Annotated in this window: 17 protein-coding genes; 7 read left to right on the top strand and 10 right to left on the bottom strand. The window is 44.7% G+C overall.

The genetic code is table 11. The features are described from left to right. Positions 1-4: 4 nt before the first annotated feature. Entirely contained in the window at positions 5-892 is an 888-nt protein-coding gene (locus B3355_RS07050; protein WP_292781946.1) for a DUF2189 domain-containing protein, read from the top strand. A 300-nt stretch (positions 893-1192) separates the two neighbouring features. Here B3355_RS07050 and B3355_RS07045 read toward each other — a convergent pair whose 3' ends face one another. From B3355_RS07045 to B3355_RS07015, 7 genes are all read right to left on the bottom strand, one after another. Further along, positions 1193-1915, bottom strand: coding sequence for a hypothetical protein (locus tag B3355_RS07045; RefSeq protein ID WP_292781942.1), 723 nt, complete (start codon positions 1913-1915; stop codon positions 1193-1195). Positions 1916-2561: 646 nt separating this feature from the next. Further along, positions 2562-2984 (bottom strand): flagellar basal body rod protein FlgB, encoded by a 423-nt coding sequence (flgB, locus tag B3355_RS07040; protein WP_047516730.1) that lies wholly within the window; start codon positions 2982-2984, stop codon positions 2562-2564. Positions 2985-3051: 67 nt separating this feature from the next. Continuing rightward, a complete protein-coding gene (locus B3355_RS07035; RefSeq protein ID WP_414683414.1) occupies positions 3052-5250 on the bottom strand; it encodes a heavy metal translocating P-type ATPase in 2199 nt (732 codons plus the stop codon). A gap of 149 nt (positions 5251-5399) precedes the next feature. Further along, positions 5400-8489, bottom strand: coding sequence for an efflux RND transporter permease subunit (locus tag B3355_RS07030; RefSeq protein WP_047516727.1), 3090 nt, complete (start codon positions 8487-8489; stop codon positions 5400-5402). A 9-nt stretch (positions 8490-8498) separates the two neighbouring features. Next, complete coding sequence (locus tag B3355_RS07025) at positions 8499-9680, bottom strand: efflux RND transporter periplasmic adaptor subunit (RefSeq protein WP_047516724.1); 1182 nt, start codon at positions 9678-9680, stop codon at positions 8499-8501. A 9-nt stretch (positions 9681-9689) separates the two neighbouring features. Further along, positions 9690-10967 (bottom strand): TolC family protein, encoded by a 1278-nt coding sequence (locus B3355_RS07020; RefSeq protein WP_235273074.1) that lies wholly within the window; start codon positions 10965-10967, stop codon positions 9690-9692. A 66-nt stretch (positions 10968-11033) separates the two neighbouring features. After that, complete coding sequence (locus tag B3355_RS07015; protein WP_047516718.1) at positions 11034-11399, bottom strand: hypothetical protein; 366 nt, start codon at positions 11397-11399, stop codon at positions 11034-11036. A 231-nt stretch (positions 11400-11630) separates the two neighbouring features. Between B3355_RS07015 and B3355_RS07010 the strand changes: the two genes are divergently transcribed. The 6 genes from B3355_RS07010 (at position 11631) to B3355_RS06985 (ending at position 16972) form a co-directional block, all read left to right on the top strand. After that, positions 11631-13319 carry a phosphoethanolamine transferase gene (locus tag B3355_RS07010; protein ID WP_047516715.1) on the top strand — a complete coding sequence of 563 codons (1689 nt, stop codon included), beginning with the start codon at positions 11631-11633 and terminating at the stop codon, positions 13317-13319. Positions 13320-13724: 405 nt separating this feature from the next. Beyond that, the gene (locus tag B3355_RS07005; RefSeq protein WP_047516712.1) at positions 13725-14066 is read left to right on the top strand and encodes an ArsR/SmtB family transcription factor; all 342 of its coding nucleotides are present in this window, start codon (positions 13725-13727) and stop codon (positions 14064-14066) included. Continuing rightward, on the top strand, positions 14063-14521 hold the full coding sequence (locus B3355_RS07000) for an ArsI/CadI family heavy metal resistance metalloenzyme (protein ID WP_047516709.1): 459 nt from the start codon (positions 14063-14065) through the stop codon (positions 14519-14521). Before B3355_RS07005 ends, B3355_RS07000 begins: the two co-directional genes overlap by 4 nt. Then, the gene (gene arsB / locus B3355_RS06995; protein ID WP_047516707.1) at positions 14522-15568 is read left to right on the top strand and encodes an ACR3 family arsenite efflux transporter; all 1047 of its coding nucleotides are present in this window, start codon (positions 14522-14524) and stop codon (positions 15566-15568) included. A gap of 16 nt (positions 15569-15584) precedes the next feature. Further along, positions 15585-16055: an arsenate reductase ArsC gene (locus B3355_RS06990; RefSeq protein ID WP_047516704.1), complete on the top strand. Its 471-nt coding sequence runs from the start codon at positions 15585-15587 to the stop codon at positions 16053-16055. 422 nt (positions 16056-16477) lie between these two features. After that, positions 16478-16972 carry a DUF305 domain-containing protein gene (locus tag B3355_RS06985; protein WP_235273071.1) on the top strand — a complete coding sequence of 165 codons (495 nt, stop codon included), beginning with the start codon at positions 16478-16480 and terminating at the stop codon, positions 16970-16972. Between the two features lie 75 nt (positions 16973-17047). Here B3355_RS06985 and B3355_RS06980 read toward each other — a convergent pair whose 3' ends face one another. The 3 genes from B3355_RS06980 to B3355_RS06970 are packed head-to-tail and all read right to left on the bottom strand — an operon-like array spanning position 17048 to position 20977. Next, positions 17048-18448 carry a multicopper oxidase family protein gene (locus B3355_RS06980; protein WP_047516701.1) on the bottom strand — a complete coding sequence of 467 codons (1401 nt, stop codon included), beginning with the start codon at positions 18446-18448 and terminating at the stop codon, positions 17048-17050. 2 nt (positions 18449-18450) lie between these two features. Beyond that, positions 18451-19833, bottom strand: coding sequence for a TolC family protein (locus B3355_RS06975; RefSeq protein WP_047516698.1), 1383 nt, complete (start codon positions 19831-19833; stop codon positions 18451-18453). Continuing rightward, positions 19823-20977 (bottom strand): DUF2231 domain-containing protein, encoded by a 1155-nt coding sequence (locus B3355_RS06970; protein ID WP_052179071.1) that lies wholly within the window; start codon positions 20975-20977, stop codon positions 19823-19825. The genes B3355_RS06975 and B3355_RS06970 overlap by 11 nt, the downstream gene beginning before the upstream one ends. Positions 20978-20985 lie beyond the last annotated feature (8 nt).

The following is a 20985-nucleotide window of genomic DNA, read 5'->3' as shown; positions in this document are numbered from 1 at the left end:
GTAGTTGTGGCAAGCCATCATCAATCGCTTTTCAGCTTTAAAGATCGGTCATGCAATCTGCAAGCACCGATTGATGGCAGCCATCATTTTTAAAGGGGCTAAACACATGAACATTAACCATATACCCGCCACAAAAGTCCGTGCTGACGATGGCATTTCCATCCGCCAAGTTGGCACCAACATCATTCTAGACTGGCTGCATGCAGGCGTAACCGACATCCACCTCGGCGGCCGCGCCAGTCTTTTTTACGGTATCATTTTCGCTGCCATCGGCGTGATCATACACACTGTTTTTGCTGACAACTACTGGCTACTGGCTGGGGTATCAACCGGCTTCTTTTTGCTAGGCCCATTCCTGGCCGTCGGGCTATATGACTTAAGCAGGCGCATAGAATCCGGCGAACGACCTTCACTTCGCCCCACCCTCACCGCCTGGCTACCCAACCTGCTCAATATCACCCTGTTCACAGGGCTACTGATTTTTGTTTTTCTCAGCTGGGTGCGCCTTTCAATGAGCATATTCGCCCATTACTTTCACGATGCACTGCCCACTTTCGCAGATGTAGTCATCAACGTATTCACCTTCAAGCAACCCACGTTCCTGTTCGTTTACTTTTCTGCCGGGGCCGTGTTTGCCGCTTTTATTTTTAGCATCAGCGTCATCGCCATGCCCCTCATGCTAGACCGTAACGCCAGCGCCTGGACCGCAGCCATCACCAGCCTGCGCACCTGCGCTCGCAATCCGATAACCATGGCACTGTGGGCTTTTTGTATCGTGGTGCTCGTCGGCTTTGGCCTGGCGACCAACTTTCTAGGTCTGATTTTGACCATGCCGGTGGTTGGGCATGCCAGCTGGCACGTCTATCGAGATCTCATAACCATTAAAAATTAGCTCGGCTTGGCAATCGGCGGCCGAACAGTCAACCGAAGCACCATATGGAAAAAGCCTAGATATTCATCTAGGTCTTTGCAACGCCTATATCTTTGAGGAAGGTAAGCACTCAGCGCTGATTTATTGTTTTGGCTGTTACCCCATTATTTGCAGCGCTTATTGATATATTCAAAGGCTTACGGCTTTAGAATATTCACATATGCCTGATTTCGAGTCAGGTACATTGACCTGCCAAGGAAAAATGCTTACCTAGATTAATGCCCGGGAGTTAGCTTCGCGCAGTCTTCGAGTAGGGATTTTCTACAAATAGCTGAATACTCCGTTTGAAGACTGTGCTTTCAAACGCTCTACAAGCAGCGCTCCCAAGTGCGGATTATTTTTGATTTGCTGGGCTAATTGAGAATAAAGCTCAGTGGTTTCAGTAGACGCAGAAGCGCCCAATGACACTTTAGTACTGGCACTATTGGAGCTACTAATTTCTGATAACACCTGGTTAATAATACCCGGTGTGTATTTTGTTGAAATTGAGGCTGTCCCGGCATCGCCGGAGGACAAATAATTAAGAAGGCTAGACACCTTGTTGCTCACTGACACGGCGTTTTCTGTAGCGTCGGTGCTGGAGACTAGCTTGGCCAACTGCTGCCACGCTAAAGGTGTTGTCTCGTTAGTTGAACTTGTTTGAGCTGGGTTAATAACTTGCAAGGCAGATTTAATATCATCTTTTTGTAATGCTTCACCAATCTTGCCGAGGGGGCTATTGCTACCAATATTCTTAGCCTGGCTAAGGCTTGAAAAAGCATCTTTAGCTGCCTGCAAGTCTCCGGACTTTAACGCACTATTAAGAGATTTCACACCTTGTTTAACCTGCTGCCAATTCGTGACACTTTGAGTTTGATAGGCACTGTAAGCATTAATACTGTTTACTGACATGACTCCCCCTGAAACTTCAATTGACCGTGTCGGGAAATATAAAGCCTCTGAGCTAAGCTTGTTGTCCGAATTAGCAGCATCAATACCAGCCAATTACTTGGCTAAGGACTATTAACCCTTGCGTAATGCTGTATCTGAGAGTGCCATTTCAGGGGTAACTCCAAAGGAGATAAGTTTATTACCCTGCTGGATGTCAAACGACGGCTTTGGACACAAAAAAGCCCGTAAGTCATTGATTTTATGGCTTAATTGGACTGCTCTGTACTATTACATGGTGCGGGAGCCGGAATCGAATGTTGCGTTTAACACTAATATTCAAGCCAACATCGGTAAATTATAAATATTTGCCACCCCTAAAGTTACCCCACTTTAGTAAAAGTAACTGTCTTTTCTGGGATAGAAATGCCATTTGTTATAACATGAAAAACCACCTCAGTGGGCAGTTGGCATGAGTGTTTGTGTATTCCAGTAATACTGAGCAGTTATTCCACCATGTTGAGCAGCCATTCCAGCACAAATGAGCAACTATAAATAGCAATCTCTAAGGTGGCACACAATTTATATCGTATTGGCATATTGGTATGAATCAGTTAGCCAGTCATTGGTAGGCTAGTGATTAATTATTCTAGGCAGAAGAGAGTAGGCCTAGTTACACGCAAAAGATGGGAAATCGTAACCTTCTATTTAAAAATAGATGAAAGGTTGAAGCATCCCGAAAATCTTAATTTACAGTACTTACTTATGAGCCATTAATTGCAGCCATCACTTCTTTAAGTTTATCCGTCACAAAAGTTAACCCGGCTTCATAGCGAATTCCATTGTCCACATAGGCATTTCGTTCACCATCCATGTCTACCGTATTACCATCTACAGAGCCTTGTACTAAAGAACGGTATAGGGTATCTCCCGAATTGGTTTTCACCGCGTTTAAATGTGATTCATTAGTCTGCTGCAACAGGCCTGCATGTTGGTCTGTTGGATTTTTACCTGACATTTGCTGCATCGCAGATTGCATTGCCGCTTTAAAATCTATGTCTTTCGCTTTATATTGTGGGGTATCGGCATTTGCAATGTTAGAAGCAAGCAACTCTTGGCGCTGACTACGTATCCGTAAAGCGGCCTGCTGCAAATTCAATTCTTCATCCAACTTTTTGAGCAACATCTTTTCTCTCCCTAAAATGCTTCAACAAATGATTAGCCGTGAATATCTTTAGCAATTATTTCCGAAATCAGCTTTTTGACTTAGGTTTGAAAGTAATCAGTCGCAAGCCATTAAACACCACTATCAAACTAGCCCCCATATCCGCAAACACAGCCATCCACATAGATGCGTTGTCGAATAATGCTAAAAACAAAAATACAAACTTGATGCCTAAGGCGAGTACGATGTTCTGCCAAAGAATGGCGTGCGTTTGTTTTGAGAGTCGAATAGTTTCAGGTAGCCTACGTAAATCATCATTCATAACTAAAATATCCGCTGCTTCCATCGCGGTGTGCGTGCCAGCGGCGCCCATTGCAAAACCGATGTCTGCCCTTGCTAAAGATGGGGCGTCATTGATTCCATCACCGGTCATGGCGGTCACACCGAATTGTTTCTGAAGAGATTCAATTTCCTTCAATTTGTCTTCTGGTAAAAGATTGCCTTTTACCTCTGAAATACCCGCTTGGACACCGACCGTTCTTGCTGTGGCCGCATTATCCCCGGTCAACATAATTGGTGTGACACCAAGTGATATTAGTTCTGAAACAGCTGTTTTGGAGGAGACTTTGATCGTATCGGCAACCGCGCAAACTGCCAGCACCTTTTCGGTAGTAGCTAACAAACTGACTGTGCGACCAGTGTTTTCCAATATCGATAATTGAGCTTCAATTTCTGGAGTGCAAAGTTCAAGCTCTTCAATCCATCGATGATTACCCAGGAAATAAGTAATATCTGCTATTCGGCCTTGGACGCCTCGTCCTGCAATAGCTTTGAAGTTTTTAACCTCCTTCGCCTGCGCAGATAAGCCCTCTACAATGGCTTTGGAGACGGGATGGTCAGACCTGCTTGCCAAGCTTTTTGCAATGCCCTTCAATTCGGCTGAGTCAGCCTGCAATTCGAATACTTCGAAATTAGATAACTTAGGCTTACCTTCGGTAATCGTGCCGGTCTTGTCCAGTGCGACTGCTTTGATCTTGCGTGCCTCTTCAAGATACACGCCACCTTTGATGAGTATTCCTCTCCTCGCTGCCGCAGCAAGGCCACTCACTACAGTCACTGGGGTGGATATCACTAATGCACATGGGCAAGCGATCACCAGTAAGACCAAGGCTTTGTAGATTGACTTCATCCATGTCCATTCCAGCAAGAATGGCATCCAGAGGGCTACGATGAGTGCAAGCACAAAGACCGCCGGGGTATAGAATGCCGCGAATGCATCTACAAATCTTTGTGTAGGTGCACGGGCTCCTTGGGCCTCCTCGACTGCATTGATGATTCTGGAGATTGTGCTATTCGAAGAAAGTGCAGTGATTCGAATCTCTAGTTCTGCGGCCTGGTTGATTGTCCCTGCAAATACCTCGTCATTGGGAGATTTATCAACCGGTAAGCTTTCACCGGTAACAGGCGACTGATCTATTGCACTTTGACCAGAGATAACGATGCCATCCAGTGGAATACGCTCCCCCGGTCGAATGCGTACCTTTGAATCGATAGGGATGTCTTTGACTAATTCACGCTTCCAAGCCCCATCCGGTTGCAAAACTTCGGCATCTTCTGGCGTTAATTCCATCAAACTCTTAATCGCATTCCTGGCTCTATCCACGGCCTTGGCTTCAATAGCTTCTGCAATGGCATATAGCGCCATGACCATTGCGGCCTCTGGCCATTGACCAATGAGGAAGGCGCCTGTGACAGCAACTGTCATTAATGCATTGATGTTTAAGCGGCCATCACCGAAGGCTTTGAGGCCTTTTACGTAGACATCCAGTCCAGCGAGTATGATGGATATGCTGGCTAAAGCCATTCCAAGATATTTAATTTCTTGAATATCCGGATATGCAAACTCAAGGACTTCAGCAATCACAGCCAAGATTAGACCGCTGATTGGCCTGCCCCATGTATTCCAGAATCCTTTTGATAGCTCTGAACCACTTTCAAAACTCTCTGCATCAGAAATTAACTCTGAATTGAAACCTGCCTTTTTGATTGCCTCGACGGCAAGTTGGATGCTGTCAACGTCGGCATTAATGATTAACTCCCGCGCCCCCAGATTAAATCTTAAGCTTTTAATTCCATCAATCTTAGCGAGTGCACGCCTGATTTCAGACTCCTCTGAGGCACAGTCCATGGAAGGTATACGAAATCTTGCGGCATTATCGTCTGCAGAAACTGAGTGGAGTGATGAGTCCTCTGAGATTCCAGCTACCTTTGTTGATTCTTTATCCATGCAGTCCGGGCACGGCACATTTTCATTTATATGACTTTTAGAACTATTCACGATATTCTCCTAGATGGAATCATGAAACATGTGTTTAAGATGACCAGGCTGTTCAAACGGCAACCTGGTACAAGCGATTGATTAACCAAAACTCCAAATCAATTGATGATTTTGGCTTCGTTGAGCTCCCTTCTTGTTTCCATCCAGTCGTATGCAACTGGCAGGAAAACCAGGGTTAATGCAGTGGCGGTTAACAGACCTCCGATGACCACGACAGCAAGCGGCCTGAGGATTTCTGAGCCCACACCGGTTGCCAGTAGGAATGGAATTAGACCGAAAATCTCAACCATGGCTGTCATCATCACAGGCCTTAATCGGAGCGTTGTACCTTCTAGTACAGCTTCATCTACGGTTTTACCTTCTTCCCGGAGCCCGTTGATAAACTCCACCAAAACAATACCGTTCAGCATGGCAACCCCGAATACGGCAATGAAACCAATTGCCGCAGGCACTGACAGATACTGCCCGGCAATCGCCAGCGAGAAAATCCCGCCAATAGCTGCAAAAGGTACGTTGGCAATAATCAGCCCGGCATAGCGGAGTGAATGGAAGGCTGTATAGAGCAGCACGAATATCAAGCCAATCGTGAGCGGCACAATAATTGCCAGTTTAGACATGGCTCTTTGCTGGTTCTCAAATGCGCCGCCCCATTGAATCCAGTATCCACTTGGCAGTTTTACTTGCTGTTCGATCGCGGTCTGGGCCTCTTTAACGAAACCATCAATATCACGCCCTTGAACATCCATTTGGATGACGGCGTAACGTTGCAATTGCTCACGCCTGACGAATGAGTAGCCTTCCTCCACATCGACACTGGCTACTTGCGACAGTGGAATCAATGCACCTTGCGTTGTAGAGATAGGAATATCGTTGATCGCTCGGATATCACTGCGATATTCAGGCTGCAGCCATACCTGTATGGAAAACCGCTTTACCCCATCAATCAGGGTAGAGACTGTCTTGCCACCAATCCCTGATTGAACAATCTGCAGCACATCGTCTGCATTGATGCCATAACGGGCAATGGCCTCACGATCTACATTAATAATGAGTTGAGGTTTGCCAATATTCGCCTCCAATGCCAAATCAGCAACACCATTGACCTTGGCGATGACTGACCGTACCTCAGTAGCAATACGATCTATGGTTGCCAGATCCTCGCCATAAACTTTGGCTGAAAGTGTAGCTCTCACCCCAGAGATGAGCTCCTCTACCCGCATTTGAATCGGTTGCGTTGCGCCTACAACAGCCTCTGGCACATCCTTCTCTAATTGGTCCTGAAGCTCTTGCGCAAGTTCACCATAGGTCATCATTTTTGGCCATGCACCAACTGGCTTTAGATGCACCAATACTTCCATGTAGTTCACGTCAGCAGTTTCGCCTTTTTCAGCACGACCAATCATCGCTAGGCTACTTTGTACTTGCGGCATTTTTTTCAAACTCTTTGCAACTCGATCAGAGACTGCAATGGATTGATCCAAAGACGTTGAGGGGATGCTTGTTACGCGGAATAGAATGTCCTGTTCTTGCAGATTAGGCATAAACTCTTTACCCAAGAATGGAAACATCGCTAATGCGGCTATGAAGGCAATACCAGTTGAGCCGACGACTAACTTTTTATGTGACAAACACCACTTTAACAGTGAGACATACTTAGGCTTAATCAAGCGTATCAGCCAAGGGTCTCTCTCCTCTTTTGGTTTCAATGCCAGAGAGCACAACACAGGGATCAGTGTGAGCGTCAGAATCATTGAGCCAATCATGGCGAAAGTCATATTGATGGCGAGCGGCTTAAACAGCTTCCCTTCTAAGCCAGTCAAGGAAAAGATAGGCAGGAAAACCACAGTGATGATCAGTACACCAAAAGTGATGGGATTGATCACTTCACGTGAAGCATCCAGGACGATTTTGGATCTATCCACCTTCTGACCAGCGAAATGCGCCAAGCGTCTGAAGCAATTCTCAACAAGTACTAACGGCCCATCAATGGTCATACCCAAGCCAATGATGAGGCCGCCTAATGACATCAAATTTGCTGAGATGCCATATTTCTCCATAAAGATAAAAGCAATCAGACGACCCATAGGAATGGCGACAACCACGACCAGAGCGGAGCGAACTTCGCCAAGCAGCATGAATAATACGGCAATCACTAGTAATGCGCCTTCAATCATGGCGCGGTCTGCCATACGAATCGCTTTGTCGATAATCGCGGTGCGATCATAAACAGTTTCCAGCGTCACGCCTTTAGGCAAAGTGGCCTTAACCAGATTCAGCTTCTCTTTAGCGGCGTCAACAACTTGCTGAGCATTCTCACCAATCCTGGCAAGTACCATTCCCATCACCACTTCTTTACCATCTTGCGTCACAGCACCAAAACGAGGCCCTGCGCCTTCAACGACGTTGGCAATGTTTTCGATATAGACTGGTGTACCTTGATTCTCAGAGACGACTACACGCTTAATGTCGCTGCTGTTCTTAACCAACCCTAAACCTCGCACCAAAAACTGCTCTTGGCCAATATTGACGTACTGACCACCAACCTGATGATTATTTGTTACCAAACGGTCAATGACTTCGGAAAAGGTCAGGTCATACTTGAATAGCTTTTGTGGGTCTATTTGCACTTGGAATTGTTTCTCGTTACCTCCCCAGGATGTGATGTCATCCACTCCTGGTACAGTACGCATCACCATCCTCACATTCCAGTCATGCAATGTGCGCAGATCCATTGTGGATCGCTTGTCTGACTTCAAGGTGTACCAGAGTACCTGACCTAAACCCGAGGTATTGGGGCCAAGCGTTGGTTCACCATAGCCTGCTGGCATTCTAGAGCGAGCATCCGCTAGCTTTTCACCCACCAGAAATCGAGCTTGTTGAATATCAGTTGTGTCAGAAAAATACACACTGACATAGGACAAACCAAACAATGACACAGACCGAATTTCCTCTATACCTTTAAGGCCAGCCAGTGAACTTTCTACTGGAAAGGTAATGAGCTTTTCGACATCTTCTGAAGCAAGTCCGGGAGATTCGGTATAAACGTTCACCTGTACAGGCGTCACATCGGGGAAAGCATCTAAAGGGACTTCCTGCCATGCTTTTACGCCGAAAAAAACCACGACAATAAATGCCAGAATCACAAGTAGCTTGTATTTAAGAGCAGCATCTAATATCCAATTCAACATGCTGTTCTCCTAGTGCTCATCACTGATTTGTGATTTGAGTTGTCGAGCTTTAAGCGCGTATACACCGGTCTGAACGATACTTTCATCCTCACTCAGCCCAGTTTTAATTTCGACGTACTCGTTATATCGATCACCTAGTTCGACCGCTCTTGCTTTGAAACCGCCACCTTCGCTGACATAGACATTTGGAATGCCTTGTACCATCACGACGGAGGTATTAGGCACAACCAAGACTTCTTTGCTACCAGAATGGTCCAGCACAACCTTGGCGAACATATCAATGCGGAGTTTTTGATCTGCATTTGGGAGCTCGATACGTGCCTTCACCGTACGCGTGGTTTTGTCTACGACACTGGATAGATAACTTACTTTACCGGTAAAGACCTCATCAGGATAAGCAGTCACGGTTACACTCGCTGTTTTGCCGACCTCAAGATATCGCAAGTCTCGCTCGGGGACATCAGCATCAATCCAGACTGTGGACATATCGGCAATCGTGAAGATGGTATCTGCTGGATTAGCCAACTCACCAATGACCGCATTTTTCTCAATCACAATGCCATTGAATGGTGCTTTCAAGACGTAAGTAGAACCACTCGGCTGCCCCAGCCCGCCATACATTCTCAACCTTTCGGAGTCTGCATAAAGTGCCGATTTAGCTCGCTCCAATGCTGACTGTGATTCGATGAATTGCTTTTGTGGAACAACCTTATCCTCATACAGCTTGGATATACGGTCGAAGTTTGCTTGGGCGAGCGCTAGATCAGTTTTAGAGCTTCTGAATTGGGCACGAGCTTCACCCATCTGGATACTGTCAATTTCAGCCAAGGTCTGGCCTGTTTTGACATGGTCCCCAAGATTGGCAATGACTTTAGACAGCTTGCCTTCAATACGGGGTGTCACGTGCGCCAGCTTGTTCTGATTGGCCAGAATATTAGCCGTAAAACTGAGTTGATCCTGTATGGGTTGCTTGGTGACTTTAGCAATAGTGACACTGCTTTGCTGAATTTCTGTGCTACTCAATTTGATTAAGTCTTCGTCAGTCTTGGCCTCTGTGGCAACTGTTGAAGGTTCTGCTTTTGCTTCTGCAGCTTGGTTGCTTTTTGAGCTGCACCCGCTTAAAAGTAGCAAGAAAATGATGACTGAGCATGCCAGCGCTACGACGTATAAATTTTTGAAGAACTTTAGCATTTTGATTTCCTAGTATTGATTGGCCGCAGCGACAGGGGATAACCAGCCTGAGATGTATTCCAGCTCAATTTGCACAAGGCGAAGCTCCTTCTGAGCGTCAATAATATCCCGCTGAGCATCAACGACTTGTCGTTGAACGATTAACAACTGAGGCAGACCAATTTCACCGTTTTCAAACGCTAACTTAGATAAATTCAGGTTCTCTTCAAGCTTTGGATATACCTCGCTATTCAAGCGTCTGACGCGGTCTTTGATGTTTTCACGACGCAGCCATGCCGCCTCTACAGTCGCTTTTGCATTACGAGTACCAGAGGCCCGATTGATTTCAGATTGAGTGAGTTCAGCTGACGCCCGACCAATACCCGCTGCATTTCGGCGGAAAATAGGCAAAGGCATAGATACACCAATCGAAGAGATATTGTCGCTACCAGCCAGGCTAGCCTCGGTCGTATTGATCAGGCTCACAGTTAAGTCTGGGTAACGCATGCTCTTTTGCAGTTCTAAACGAGAACGTGCCGAAGCTTCTTTACTGGTAAGTGCCTGGATGCCTGGCCGTGTATCTAGCTTACTGAAAAGATCCTGCAGCGTATATTGCGTTTGATTTGGCGTTAACTCGCCCATGACTTCAGGAAAGTCATTTGCATTAAGCTGCAGTGTTGCAGCCAGTTGAGTTCTTGCGCGCAATAATTGCTCATTGAGGGAGATCAGCTGATTTCTTGCGCGCTCTGCGTCCACGATGGCCAGATTCCCATCAAGCAAACTATCCTCGCCGGCACTAACCCGTTTACGTGAGAGTGAGGTGTTCTGTTCGATGAGTTTGAGAATGCGCCTTTCAACGTCTATACGCTTTTGTAGCGCAAGTACGTTGATGAACTGCTCTTCTAATTGTGCATGCAAGAGCCGGTACTCTTCAGCGATATCCTGACTAATGGCCGTTTTGCTTTCTTCGGCCGCTTGTCTACGGAAGCCTTGTTGGCCTGCAATCTCAAAAGTCTGGGAAACACCAATACCATACTCACCGCGATACGGGTCTGAACCGCCTGTTTGCGCAATTCGGCGTGTTCTGGCTTCCAAACTCATCGTTGGGTTGTAATAAAGTGGACCGGATGCATCCTGAAACTCGCCGGCAGGAATACTCTGGTTGGCGATCATGCGCTTCAGATCGGGATTGTTCTGGGCAGCGATATTCCAAGCTGCGTCCAATGTTAACGGTTCCGCCTGTATAGATGGGGCTGACAAGAAAGCTATTGAAAGCAATAGCCATCTTTTAAAAGATGATTCAAACACGGGAAGACCTTTCTCGTTAGATCAATGATCAAGATGCCGAATAAAGCAGCATCTTAGAAAAATTGATTAAGCGAGTTCAGGAGGTCGGTAGAGACTTTTTAGGACAGGATTAGTGAATTGATCTTTAGATTCGATTTTGAAAATCGTTGAATCTAATTCTGGTAGTGAATTAATAATTTCACTGGTTTCAATGGCCGTCATGTGCGCAGAGATATGGCAAGCATGATTACAGAACTGCTCCGGCATTGGCACATTCCCATTATCCGAAATGGAATTGACATGCGACTTATTAATCAAGTGTACATCTTGCATTATGGCTTGAGACGTCGTGGCATCATCAAACAAAACTTCTGGCGAAAAAGCCCACCCTGATGAACTCATTACTGAGACCAGTGCAAGAAAAACCATAAATTTTTTCAGAATTTGATACATGCCCTTTCAAATCTAACAATAATTAGTCAATTAGTCAATTAGTCGTATGTAACGATTGTAAGGCATTAATGAAATTTGACAGTTCTGCAAAAATTGCAGAAGAAAAATAAAAGTCCTGCAAAAATTGCAGCATTCAGAACAGAATATTTAAATAAATTATTAATTATCAGTATGTTATGAATTGGCATCCGGCTTGCTTGTGGATAATGATATCAATAGAAAATGAGCCAAATGCTCTTAAGTACTTTCAAAACTCGGATTGCAAAATACTGTTTTCTACCAAATACACAAACAACGTGGATTTTGGCAGGTTCGTTATTTATCATGGTGACTGATAACCTTTCTCTTTTCCAAAACCTCCTAAAGACTTACCCATTCAATTTCCATAACTTACCTTTTCTAATTTCCTTAGTTATTTTCTTTTTTGCTACGATCGCAATTGTTTTCCAAATTCTTTGCATTGGAAAATCTGCCAAATGGATTTTAGCCTTGTTAATAATTGTTTCCTCCATTAATGCTTATTTTATGGATAGCTTTGGAGTGGTCATTGATCACACTATGATGGATAACGTAGCTCAAACTGATCTTAAAGAGCTGCAAGGGTTAATTAGTATCGAACTATTAATGAGATTGATTTTATTTGGATTGCTACCAGCGTATTTCGTTATTAAGTCCTTTCCAAAGGCAGGAGCATTTAATCAAGAAATCAAAGGGCGACTCAAAACTGTAGCAACTTTAAGCTTAACCACCCTAATAGTCGTGATGCCATTTACCGCGGGTTATGCGTCGTTCATTCGAGAACATAAAATTGTGAGATTTTATGCAAATCCAACTTACTCTATTTATTCTTCATACAAGTACTTGAATCAAGAAGCTAATGTTTATGAAGCACGCAATACACCTCTCAAAAAGATTGCAGAAGACGCTGTAAAAACCTCTACAACCAGCAATAAACATAAGTTAGTGATTATGGTAGTTGGTGAAACTGCCAGATTTGACAGATTCTCCCTCAATGGCTATCAACGGCTAACGAATCCCAATCTGGCTAAAGCCAATGTAATTAGTTTTGATGATGTTTCATCTTGCGGCACTTCAACAGGTGTTTCGGTTCCTTGTATGTTTTCATCCTTGGGTAAAAGACATTACGATAAGAAAGCTGCAGTGAATCAGGAAAATGTCATTGATGTGCTTGCCAGAAATGGTATCGACGTACTATGGAGAGATAACAACTCTGACTCAAAAGGGGTTGCATTGAGAGTCAAATACCAAGATTTTCAATCTACGACCTTAAATCCCATCTGCGACCCTGAGTGCAGAGATGTTGGAATGCTTGATGGTCTTGATAAGCATATTCAGTCTAAAAGTGATAAAGACATTTTGATTGTGTTACATCAAATGGGAAATCATGGCCCAGAATACTTCAGAAGGTATCCGGCTGCCTTTGAGAAATTTAGTCCTGTTTGTAAATCCAAAGAGCTAAAGGATTGCACTAAACAGGAAATCGACAATGCTTACGACAACGCAATCTTGTACACCGATTACTTTTTGTCAGAGGTCATTAAGTTTTTGAAACCCTATGAAGAAAACTATGATGTTGGAATGATGTATATAGCAGATCATGGTGAATCGCTTGGGGAATACGGAATGTATCTTCATGCAGCGCCGGTGATGATTGCTCCCAAAGAACAGACTAGAGTTCCGCTCATCGTTTGGACAGGTAATACCTCATCCTTTCCCCAAAGTCATTTAAGACAACACAAAAATGTTGCGCTTAGCCATGATGATGTTTTTTGCTCTTTACTAGTAGCATATGACTTCCGCTCGAATGTTTGTATGCCTTATGTGGAGTCAGCTAAACACCTATACAACTCATTAGATCACGATGTAATTGCAGTTGAAGATCAAGGCTCTACCAGCTAAGTTTTACCTATAGGTATTGTCCGAGTCTAATCGTTGTCATCTATTAGTCTTTTTAATACCTATAAATGCGTGCAATGATTCCTCATCAACCATCCATTATTTGATGTATGTAATCTAAATTACCTACCTCTAGAAGGTAGGTGACGTAATATAGTAAAGGCACCCATAGAACGTACCAACACACTTGTACCCCACTTGCAGCGTAACCTGGTAGCTTGGAAATTAATTTTGAGTGTGACTTTGGGGATGTCAGTTGAAATGTCGATTTAGCGATAATCACATAAAAATCGACTTCACCGTTGTTGTATTTTGTTTTTACATTACTACTGATTTTGATTAATCCTCTGCTTCATTCAAACCATCTAATGGTTGCATTATTTCCATAATTATGGAAATATAGAATACATGGACATCAAATCAGCAGTGACGCAACTTTCTTCAATTGCCCAAGAGGCTCGCTTAGAGATATTTCGCTTGCTTGTTCAAGCGGGGGTTGAAGGGCTGCCAGCGGGAAGCATTGGAGAGAAGCTTAATATTCCGCCCAGCACTCTCTCATTTCACCTTAAAGAGCTAAGCCATGCCGGACTGATTGACTCACGCCAGGTTAGTAGATTCATTTACTACACCGCCAACTATGCCGCAATGAATGGCTTACTTGCCTACCTCACTGAAAATTGCTGTGCAGGTGTGAACGAGTGCTGTCCTGATATAACAATCTGCAATCAAGAGAAAGGAAATGAACCATGAAACGTATGCATTTGCACATCTCCGTTGATGACATCAATCAAAGTGTAGGTTTCTATAGCAATCTGTTTGGTGCTTCGCCCACAGTATCGAAACCGGATTATGCCAAGTGGATGTTAGATGATCCTCTAGTCAATTTTGCGATTAGCAAACGTGGCGCTAAAGCTGGCCTAGACCATATTGGTATTCAGGTTGAGAGTGAGTCAGAGCTTGAAGAAATCAAAGACCGCTTAGATAAGGCTGAGCTGAGCTTGCTTACTGAAGAAGGCACGACTTGCTGCTACGCTAAGTCAGATAAGCATTGGGTACAAGACCCTTCGGGGATTGCCTGGGAAACCTATCGGACCTTAGACAGTGCTCCGACATTTAGCGGCCAAGAGACAACTGAGCCTAGCGCTGCATGTTGTGTGCCCGCTGCCCAGAAAGTAGAGTTTGCTACTAGAAAGCAGTGTTGCTAAATGAATGCCATCACTCAACCAAACTCAATAAGCAGCTTTGAGCGCAACCTGACATGGTGGGTTCTTGGATGCATTCTGGTCGGGATTGGATTAGGTGAAGCCTTTCCTAAGTTCTTTCAGGCTGTTGGAAGTCTCAAGATTGCAGAAGTCAACCTGCCTGTAGCTGCCCTAATATGGTTAATGATTATCCCGATGCTGCTAAAAATCGACTTCAAGACCATGGGAGACGTCTTGGCCCACAGCAAAGGGATAGGTGTTACTTTGTTCATCAACTGGATAGTAAAGCCTTTCTCTATGGCTTTACTCGCTTGGGTATTCATTCGTCATGTTTTCGGTGACTTGTTGCCCGCAGACCAGATTGATAGTTACATAGCCGGACTGATTCTCTTAGCTGCTGCCCCATGCACGGCTATGGTTTTTGTTTGGAGCGGCTTGTGTGGCGGTGAACCCAAGTTTACGTTATCTCAGGTTGCACTCAATGACGCCATTATGCTGTTCGCTTTTGCACCACTTGTAGGGTTGTTATTAGGCCTCTCGAATATCGTTGTGCCATGGGACACGCTTTTCCTGTCTCTAGTACTCTTCATTATTGTACCTGTGGTAATCAGCCAATTTGTGCGAGAGGTAATATTGTCTGGCCGCCCAAAATCACTTGATGCATTACTTAAGCGTATTCAGCCTATTTCTTTGTCCGCTTTGCTGGCAACCTTAATTTTGCTTTTTGGTTTTCAAGGCCAGCAAATACTTGCCCAGCCCATCGTTATTGTCCTGATAGCAGTGCCTATTATTATCCAGGTGTATTTCAACTCTATGCTGGCTTACTGGCTGAATAAAAAACTTAAGGTAGCGCACTGCGTAGCTGCTCCATCCGCGCTGATTGGTGCTTCAAACTTTTTTGAGTTGGCTGTCGCAACGGCTATTGCACTCTTTGGATTTAATTCAGGCGCCGCTCTAGCTACCGTTGTAGGTGTGCTGATTGAAGTGCCTGTCATGTTGTCAGTCATCGCAATTGTGAATCGTAGCCGTCATTGGTACGAGAGTGCCTAATAATCGAAAGCTATCAATGAATATTCTATTTTTATGTACAGGTAACTCATGCCGTTCAATTTTGGCTGAGGCAACATTCAATGCTCTGGCACCAACAGGCATGAAAGCAATGAGCGCCGGAAGCCAGCCTACAGGCGAGGTGCATCCACGTTCTATTGTATTGTTAAAGCGTGAAGGCATATCTACAGAAGGCTATTATAGCAAGTCATGGGATAGCCTGCCGGTGACCCCAGACATCGTTATTACAGTTTGCAGTAATGCAGCAGGGGAAACCTGTCCGGCCTATCTGGGAAATGTCTTAAGAGCGCATTGGGGAGTGGATGATCCTGCCAAAGCAACAGGCACAGATGCTGAGATAGAAGCTTCATTCGTTCAGGCTTATTCAATACTTCGCAAGAGGATTGAGGCATTTCTTAACTTAAGTCCAGACATCTTGAATGATAAAGAGAGACTTAAGCAAGAGTTACAGCTCATTGGTAATATTTGAACGTTCCTATGGTGCTTCATGGGCCACTAATTAAAGTCTAAAACACTATATCGTTTGTTAGCAGTGCTGCTGCTAGGGACTCTATAGCGTTTTAGGTCATGAGTTAACCGCAGGTCGCGATGCTTTGTTAAATGGTATGCCGTTGATGATCACTGGCAAGTTTGTTGGTTTTGGAATTTGTGTTATCGCCTCCCGCATGGGAGTAGCCGAAGAGAAGTTCGCATCACTACGATGGGGCGTATTTCATTCATGTGACCACGCATTCCACTGCCGAGCAACTAATTGACCTCATCTTTCTAAAAATTTTTTTTAAAAGACTCTCAGCTTAAAATCTCCATGCCATTTTATGACGGCAAAGATCTTGAACTCATCACTTAAAACCATGTCATCTCTTAAATCAGACAACTGACCAGGAGAAGCCAATGCAAAACTCTACTGCATCTCATCACAACCACCCGATGGGTTCAATGAAATACTCAAAATTTGTTCTAATGATTGTGGTAGGCACAATTGTCATGTTTGGGCTAATGTATCTGAATGTTTATTCGGTTGATCATGTTTTCTTTAGTGAAACTAGAGCATACATGGCACTGATCATGGGGGCGACCATGGCATTTGTTATGCTAGCTTTCATGTGGAATATGTACCCCAACAAACAAATCAATATACTCATTCTAGGGACTAGCGTCCTCGTTTTTGGGGTGTCACTGTGGTTAGTACGAAGTCAGACTACAGTCGATGATGTTGCATACATGCGTGCGATGATTCCTCATCACTCGATTGCTATATTAACTAGTGAACGGGCAAGAATAACTGATCCTAGAGTAAGGAAATTGGCGGACGAAGTTATTGAAGCGCAGCGCAAGGAGATAGATGAAATGAAAGGTTATATAACAGACCTGAAGCGGAATCAGTAACGATTCTAGAGCATATGATTGGCCTGTGTAGCGTCTTTCAACCGACTAAAACCAACCATATACTACCCAAATCAGTTAATGCCCTGAGTGGCCTGTTGGCTTTCTAACCTTAACGTCTGCATCATTTGTACTAACTGTATTCTTACGCTCAATCGGTGGCGCTTCTCTATCCACCGCATGAGCCACAGTGCCCGCCGGATGTTTATAATTTCCTGGATTTTTGTAATCATCTCGCTTCAGTCCATCTCTGACTTTAACAGTAGTGAACATCCCACCCATATCTATGGCACCAAATGGGCCTGTGCCCATCATCATAGGCAAGGTATTTTCGGGAATAGGCATATCCATCATCTCAGCCATATCAGTCATCTCTGACATGCCTGTTTCGCCCATTGGCATGTAGTCAGGTACCAATTTCCCTATTTTCTTGATGAGGTCTCCTTGTTTCACTCCAATCAGGGTGGGGACATCATGACCCATCGCATTCATTGTGTGGTGACTCTTATGGCAGTGGAATGCCCAGTCGCCCGGCGCATCTGCAATAAATTCAATCGCCCGCATTTGACCAACCGCCACATCGGTCGTAACCTCAGGCCAACGAGCCGTTTTTGGTATCCATCCACCATCAGTGCCTGTCACTTCAAACTCATGTCCATGGATATGAATGGGATGATTGGTCATGGTTAGATTGCCCATCCGGATTCGCACGCGATCATTTTTGCCAACAACAATAGAATCGATACCTGGGAATGCTCTGCTGTTCCACGTCCAAAGATTAAAATCCAGCATGGTATTGGTTTTTGGCGTGTAACTGCCTGGTTCAATATCATATGCATTGAGCAAGAAGATAAAGTCACGGTCAACCGGCATAAAATTCGGGTCTTTAGGGTGTGTCACCCAACTTCCCATCATGCCCATTGCCATTTGCAGCATTTCATCAGCATGTGGGTGGTACATGAATGTACCAGGACGTTTTGCTTCAAATTCGTAGACAAATGTCTTACCGGGTTCAATCGCAGGTTGCGTCAAGCCAGTTACTCCATCCATGCCATTCGGTAAACGTTGACCATGCCAGTGTATACTGGTTCGCTCAGGAAGCCTGTTGGTAACATATATTCGTACTCGGTCGCCTTCCACCACCTCAATAGTTGGCCCAGGACTTTGGCCGTTATAGCCCCATAGGTGTGCTTTCATACCAGGTGCAATTTCACGCACAACAGGTTCAGCTACCAAATGAAATTCTTTAACTCCATTGTTCATACGCCATGGCAGTGTCCAGCCATTTAATGTGACCACGGGATTATAAGGTCTACCGGTCGTAGGATGTAGTGGGGGTTGAGTAGTGGCCGCATCACTAGTTACTATTTCGGGCAGCGCAGCCATTGCAACTTTGCTGACGCTAGAGATCGCAACACCCGCCATCCCGAGACCTGCATATTTAAAAAAACTTCTTCTGTTTAAACCTGGATTACTCATGCTTATTGACCTTCCATCATTTGAGGACTTGCCACTAAAGTAGCTTGTAGCGCAGCGTCAGCCACCCAAAAGTCGCGTAATGATTCAATGTATCCTTTGACGCTTTGAACTTGCGCACGGGCGTCACCAAACAACTCAAACGGACTGGTAAGCATGCCGTTATATCTGAGTAAACTCTGCTGCAGGGTTTTCTTGCGCAAAGGCACGATTTCATCGCGGATGTGTTTGGTTGTGTCATAGTAAGTTCGATACGTGTTATAGGATTCACGGATCTCTGATTGCGCATTGATGACAGTTTGTGCCGTCCGATTCACTGCCTGCATATAAATGGCTTCTGCTCTCCCTACACGGGCGGTTCCCCAATCAAAAAGTGGAATTTCAAAAGAAAGATCGATGCCTTTTTTATAAGGATCACTACGCTTACCTTCTAGCACTCTAGCCGGGCCGATTTCGAGTACATTGATAAAACGTGTGGTTTTGGTAAGTCCGAGTTGTTTAGCGACGGCCTCCGTTTCCAAACGAACCTCCTGCAAATCCAGTCTTTGATCAAATGCACTCTGCTCAAAAGGCTGTAAATCATTAATGGTCTTCGGTAAATCTGGCAGCCTCTCTTCCAAGTGAAGTTCTGTAACTGATACACCCAATAGCCGGGCCAAAGCCTCATAGGCTTTGACCTGTTTGTTTCTGGCATTGGCATAATCTAATGCAGCATCTGCGTAAAAACTTTGCTCACGCATTTGTTGTATCTGATTCCAGTTACCCACTTGAAACATTCGTTTAGCCAGCTCGGCACTAGCTTCAGCTGACTCTTTCACCTGTTCGCTGTATCGGGTGAGCTCAGCAGCAGCTACTGCATTGAAATATGCAGCTCGGGTGTGGTTTGCCAACTTAAGCACTTCCATGGCAGTAGACTTCTGAGTTTGCTCAAATCTCCGCTTTTCAATTTCCACAGCTTTTGGCATGGTAATCAAAGAAAAAATGTTAAACGTGAAGGCCTGTTCGATTTTGTACTCGCCATCATTTTTGGCATACAACATTGAAAAGCGTGGATTAGGCAATCTGCCGGCCTGTACCAAATCAGCCTCCGATATACCTAAATCATAAAAGGCAGCCTGTAAGCCTCGATTGTTCAGTAGTGCAATCTGGACAGCGGCATCCGCGTTGATTTTCTGGGATAGTAATGACTGGACACGCTCATTGATCTTTTCATGTTCCTTTTCAGATTTAGGCCAAGCAATTTCCTGTTTAAGTTGTTTCTTGGCGATCTGCTGTACATTGTCAAAACCACCGTCTTTAGTGAACGTCGCACATCCGGTTAATACGAACACCGAAGCAAGCGCTAGCAATATTCCTTTATGCTTCAATGCAGTATCATTAATGTTCATGCTGAGCTCCTTCTGTACCATGCTGATGACTATGGCCAGTACCTGAAGTAGCGGGTATAGATAACACGCCAATACCGTGACGATAAACCACTTCACCACCTAACCAAGCAGTGACACTAATACCAATCGACAGTACCAATAATTGAATTACCATAAACAGAGATACTGGTTTTTTGAAGCCGTTCTTAGCGATATCCCACACTGCGACTCCAACCAGACCTAGAGCAGTTGGGATCGCCCACACCCGATGAGTCAGCATGGCCAGATGGCCTCCTTCATCATGGTTAACAGAATTGAAAGCCAACCAGCCAAAAATAACTGCACCTATTGCACCCAATGCAGCGAGCCATAAACTCATATGAGAGGCCACCGAAAAATGTTCTGTAATGGCGTACCGGCGAGTAAGGTAGGCGATCAAACCCAGCAAAAATGCAACGAGTGTCAATGCAATCGGAAAATGCACAATTGCCGGATGTACATTGGGGATTATTTCAAACCCTGTAGTTTGGGTGGAGGGCTTTGAATCAGGCTGGTTATCTGCCGAATTTGTTTGATCCTCATGGTTATGACTCCCATGATCATGGTTGTTATGTTCACTATTAGGCTCCGTTTGCTCTGCTGAATGCGTTTCCATTGCTGGCATGTCATCATGTTGATGTTCTTGCGGCATAGACTCATTCATGGATGTTGGTGACTCTTTAGCGTGAGCTTGTGAATTCACGTGCTCATGCTGGCTATGATCATGCATAGTGGCATGATCCATATTCATTGGTTGGCCTACATTACTTTTGGCTAATTGATTTTTCTGAGAGGACTTTTCTGTGCCATGTTGCGAATGGTCCATATGGTTCATCTGCGAGTGATCCATGCCTAACAAGTCATTAGATGGCATATTGCGCATGTCATGTCCTGCGTGACCACTTGAAGTTGGTGTATTGGCATCCATCCAATCTGTACGTTTTTGTTCAGTGTCACCTTTGTAATCATCAAACGCAGACTGATATGACTGTTCGGATTGACTATCCCCGGCGGCGCTCGTCTGACCGGACAATAACAGAATGACACTTGCGGCCGATAAGATATATTTAAACCAAGAGTAAGTGATATTGACTCTTGCCCCGTGTGGTCTTTCAATGAATGCCATAACAACTT

Origin of the sequence: Methylophilus sp. UBA6697 (assembly GCF_002454655.1) — a bacterium.
In the GTDB taxonomy this organism is placed as follows: Bacteria; Pseudomonadota; Gammaproteobacteria; order Burkholderiales; family Methylophilaceae; genus Methylophilus.
This window is presented reverse-complemented; position numbering and strand designations above follow the sequence as displayed.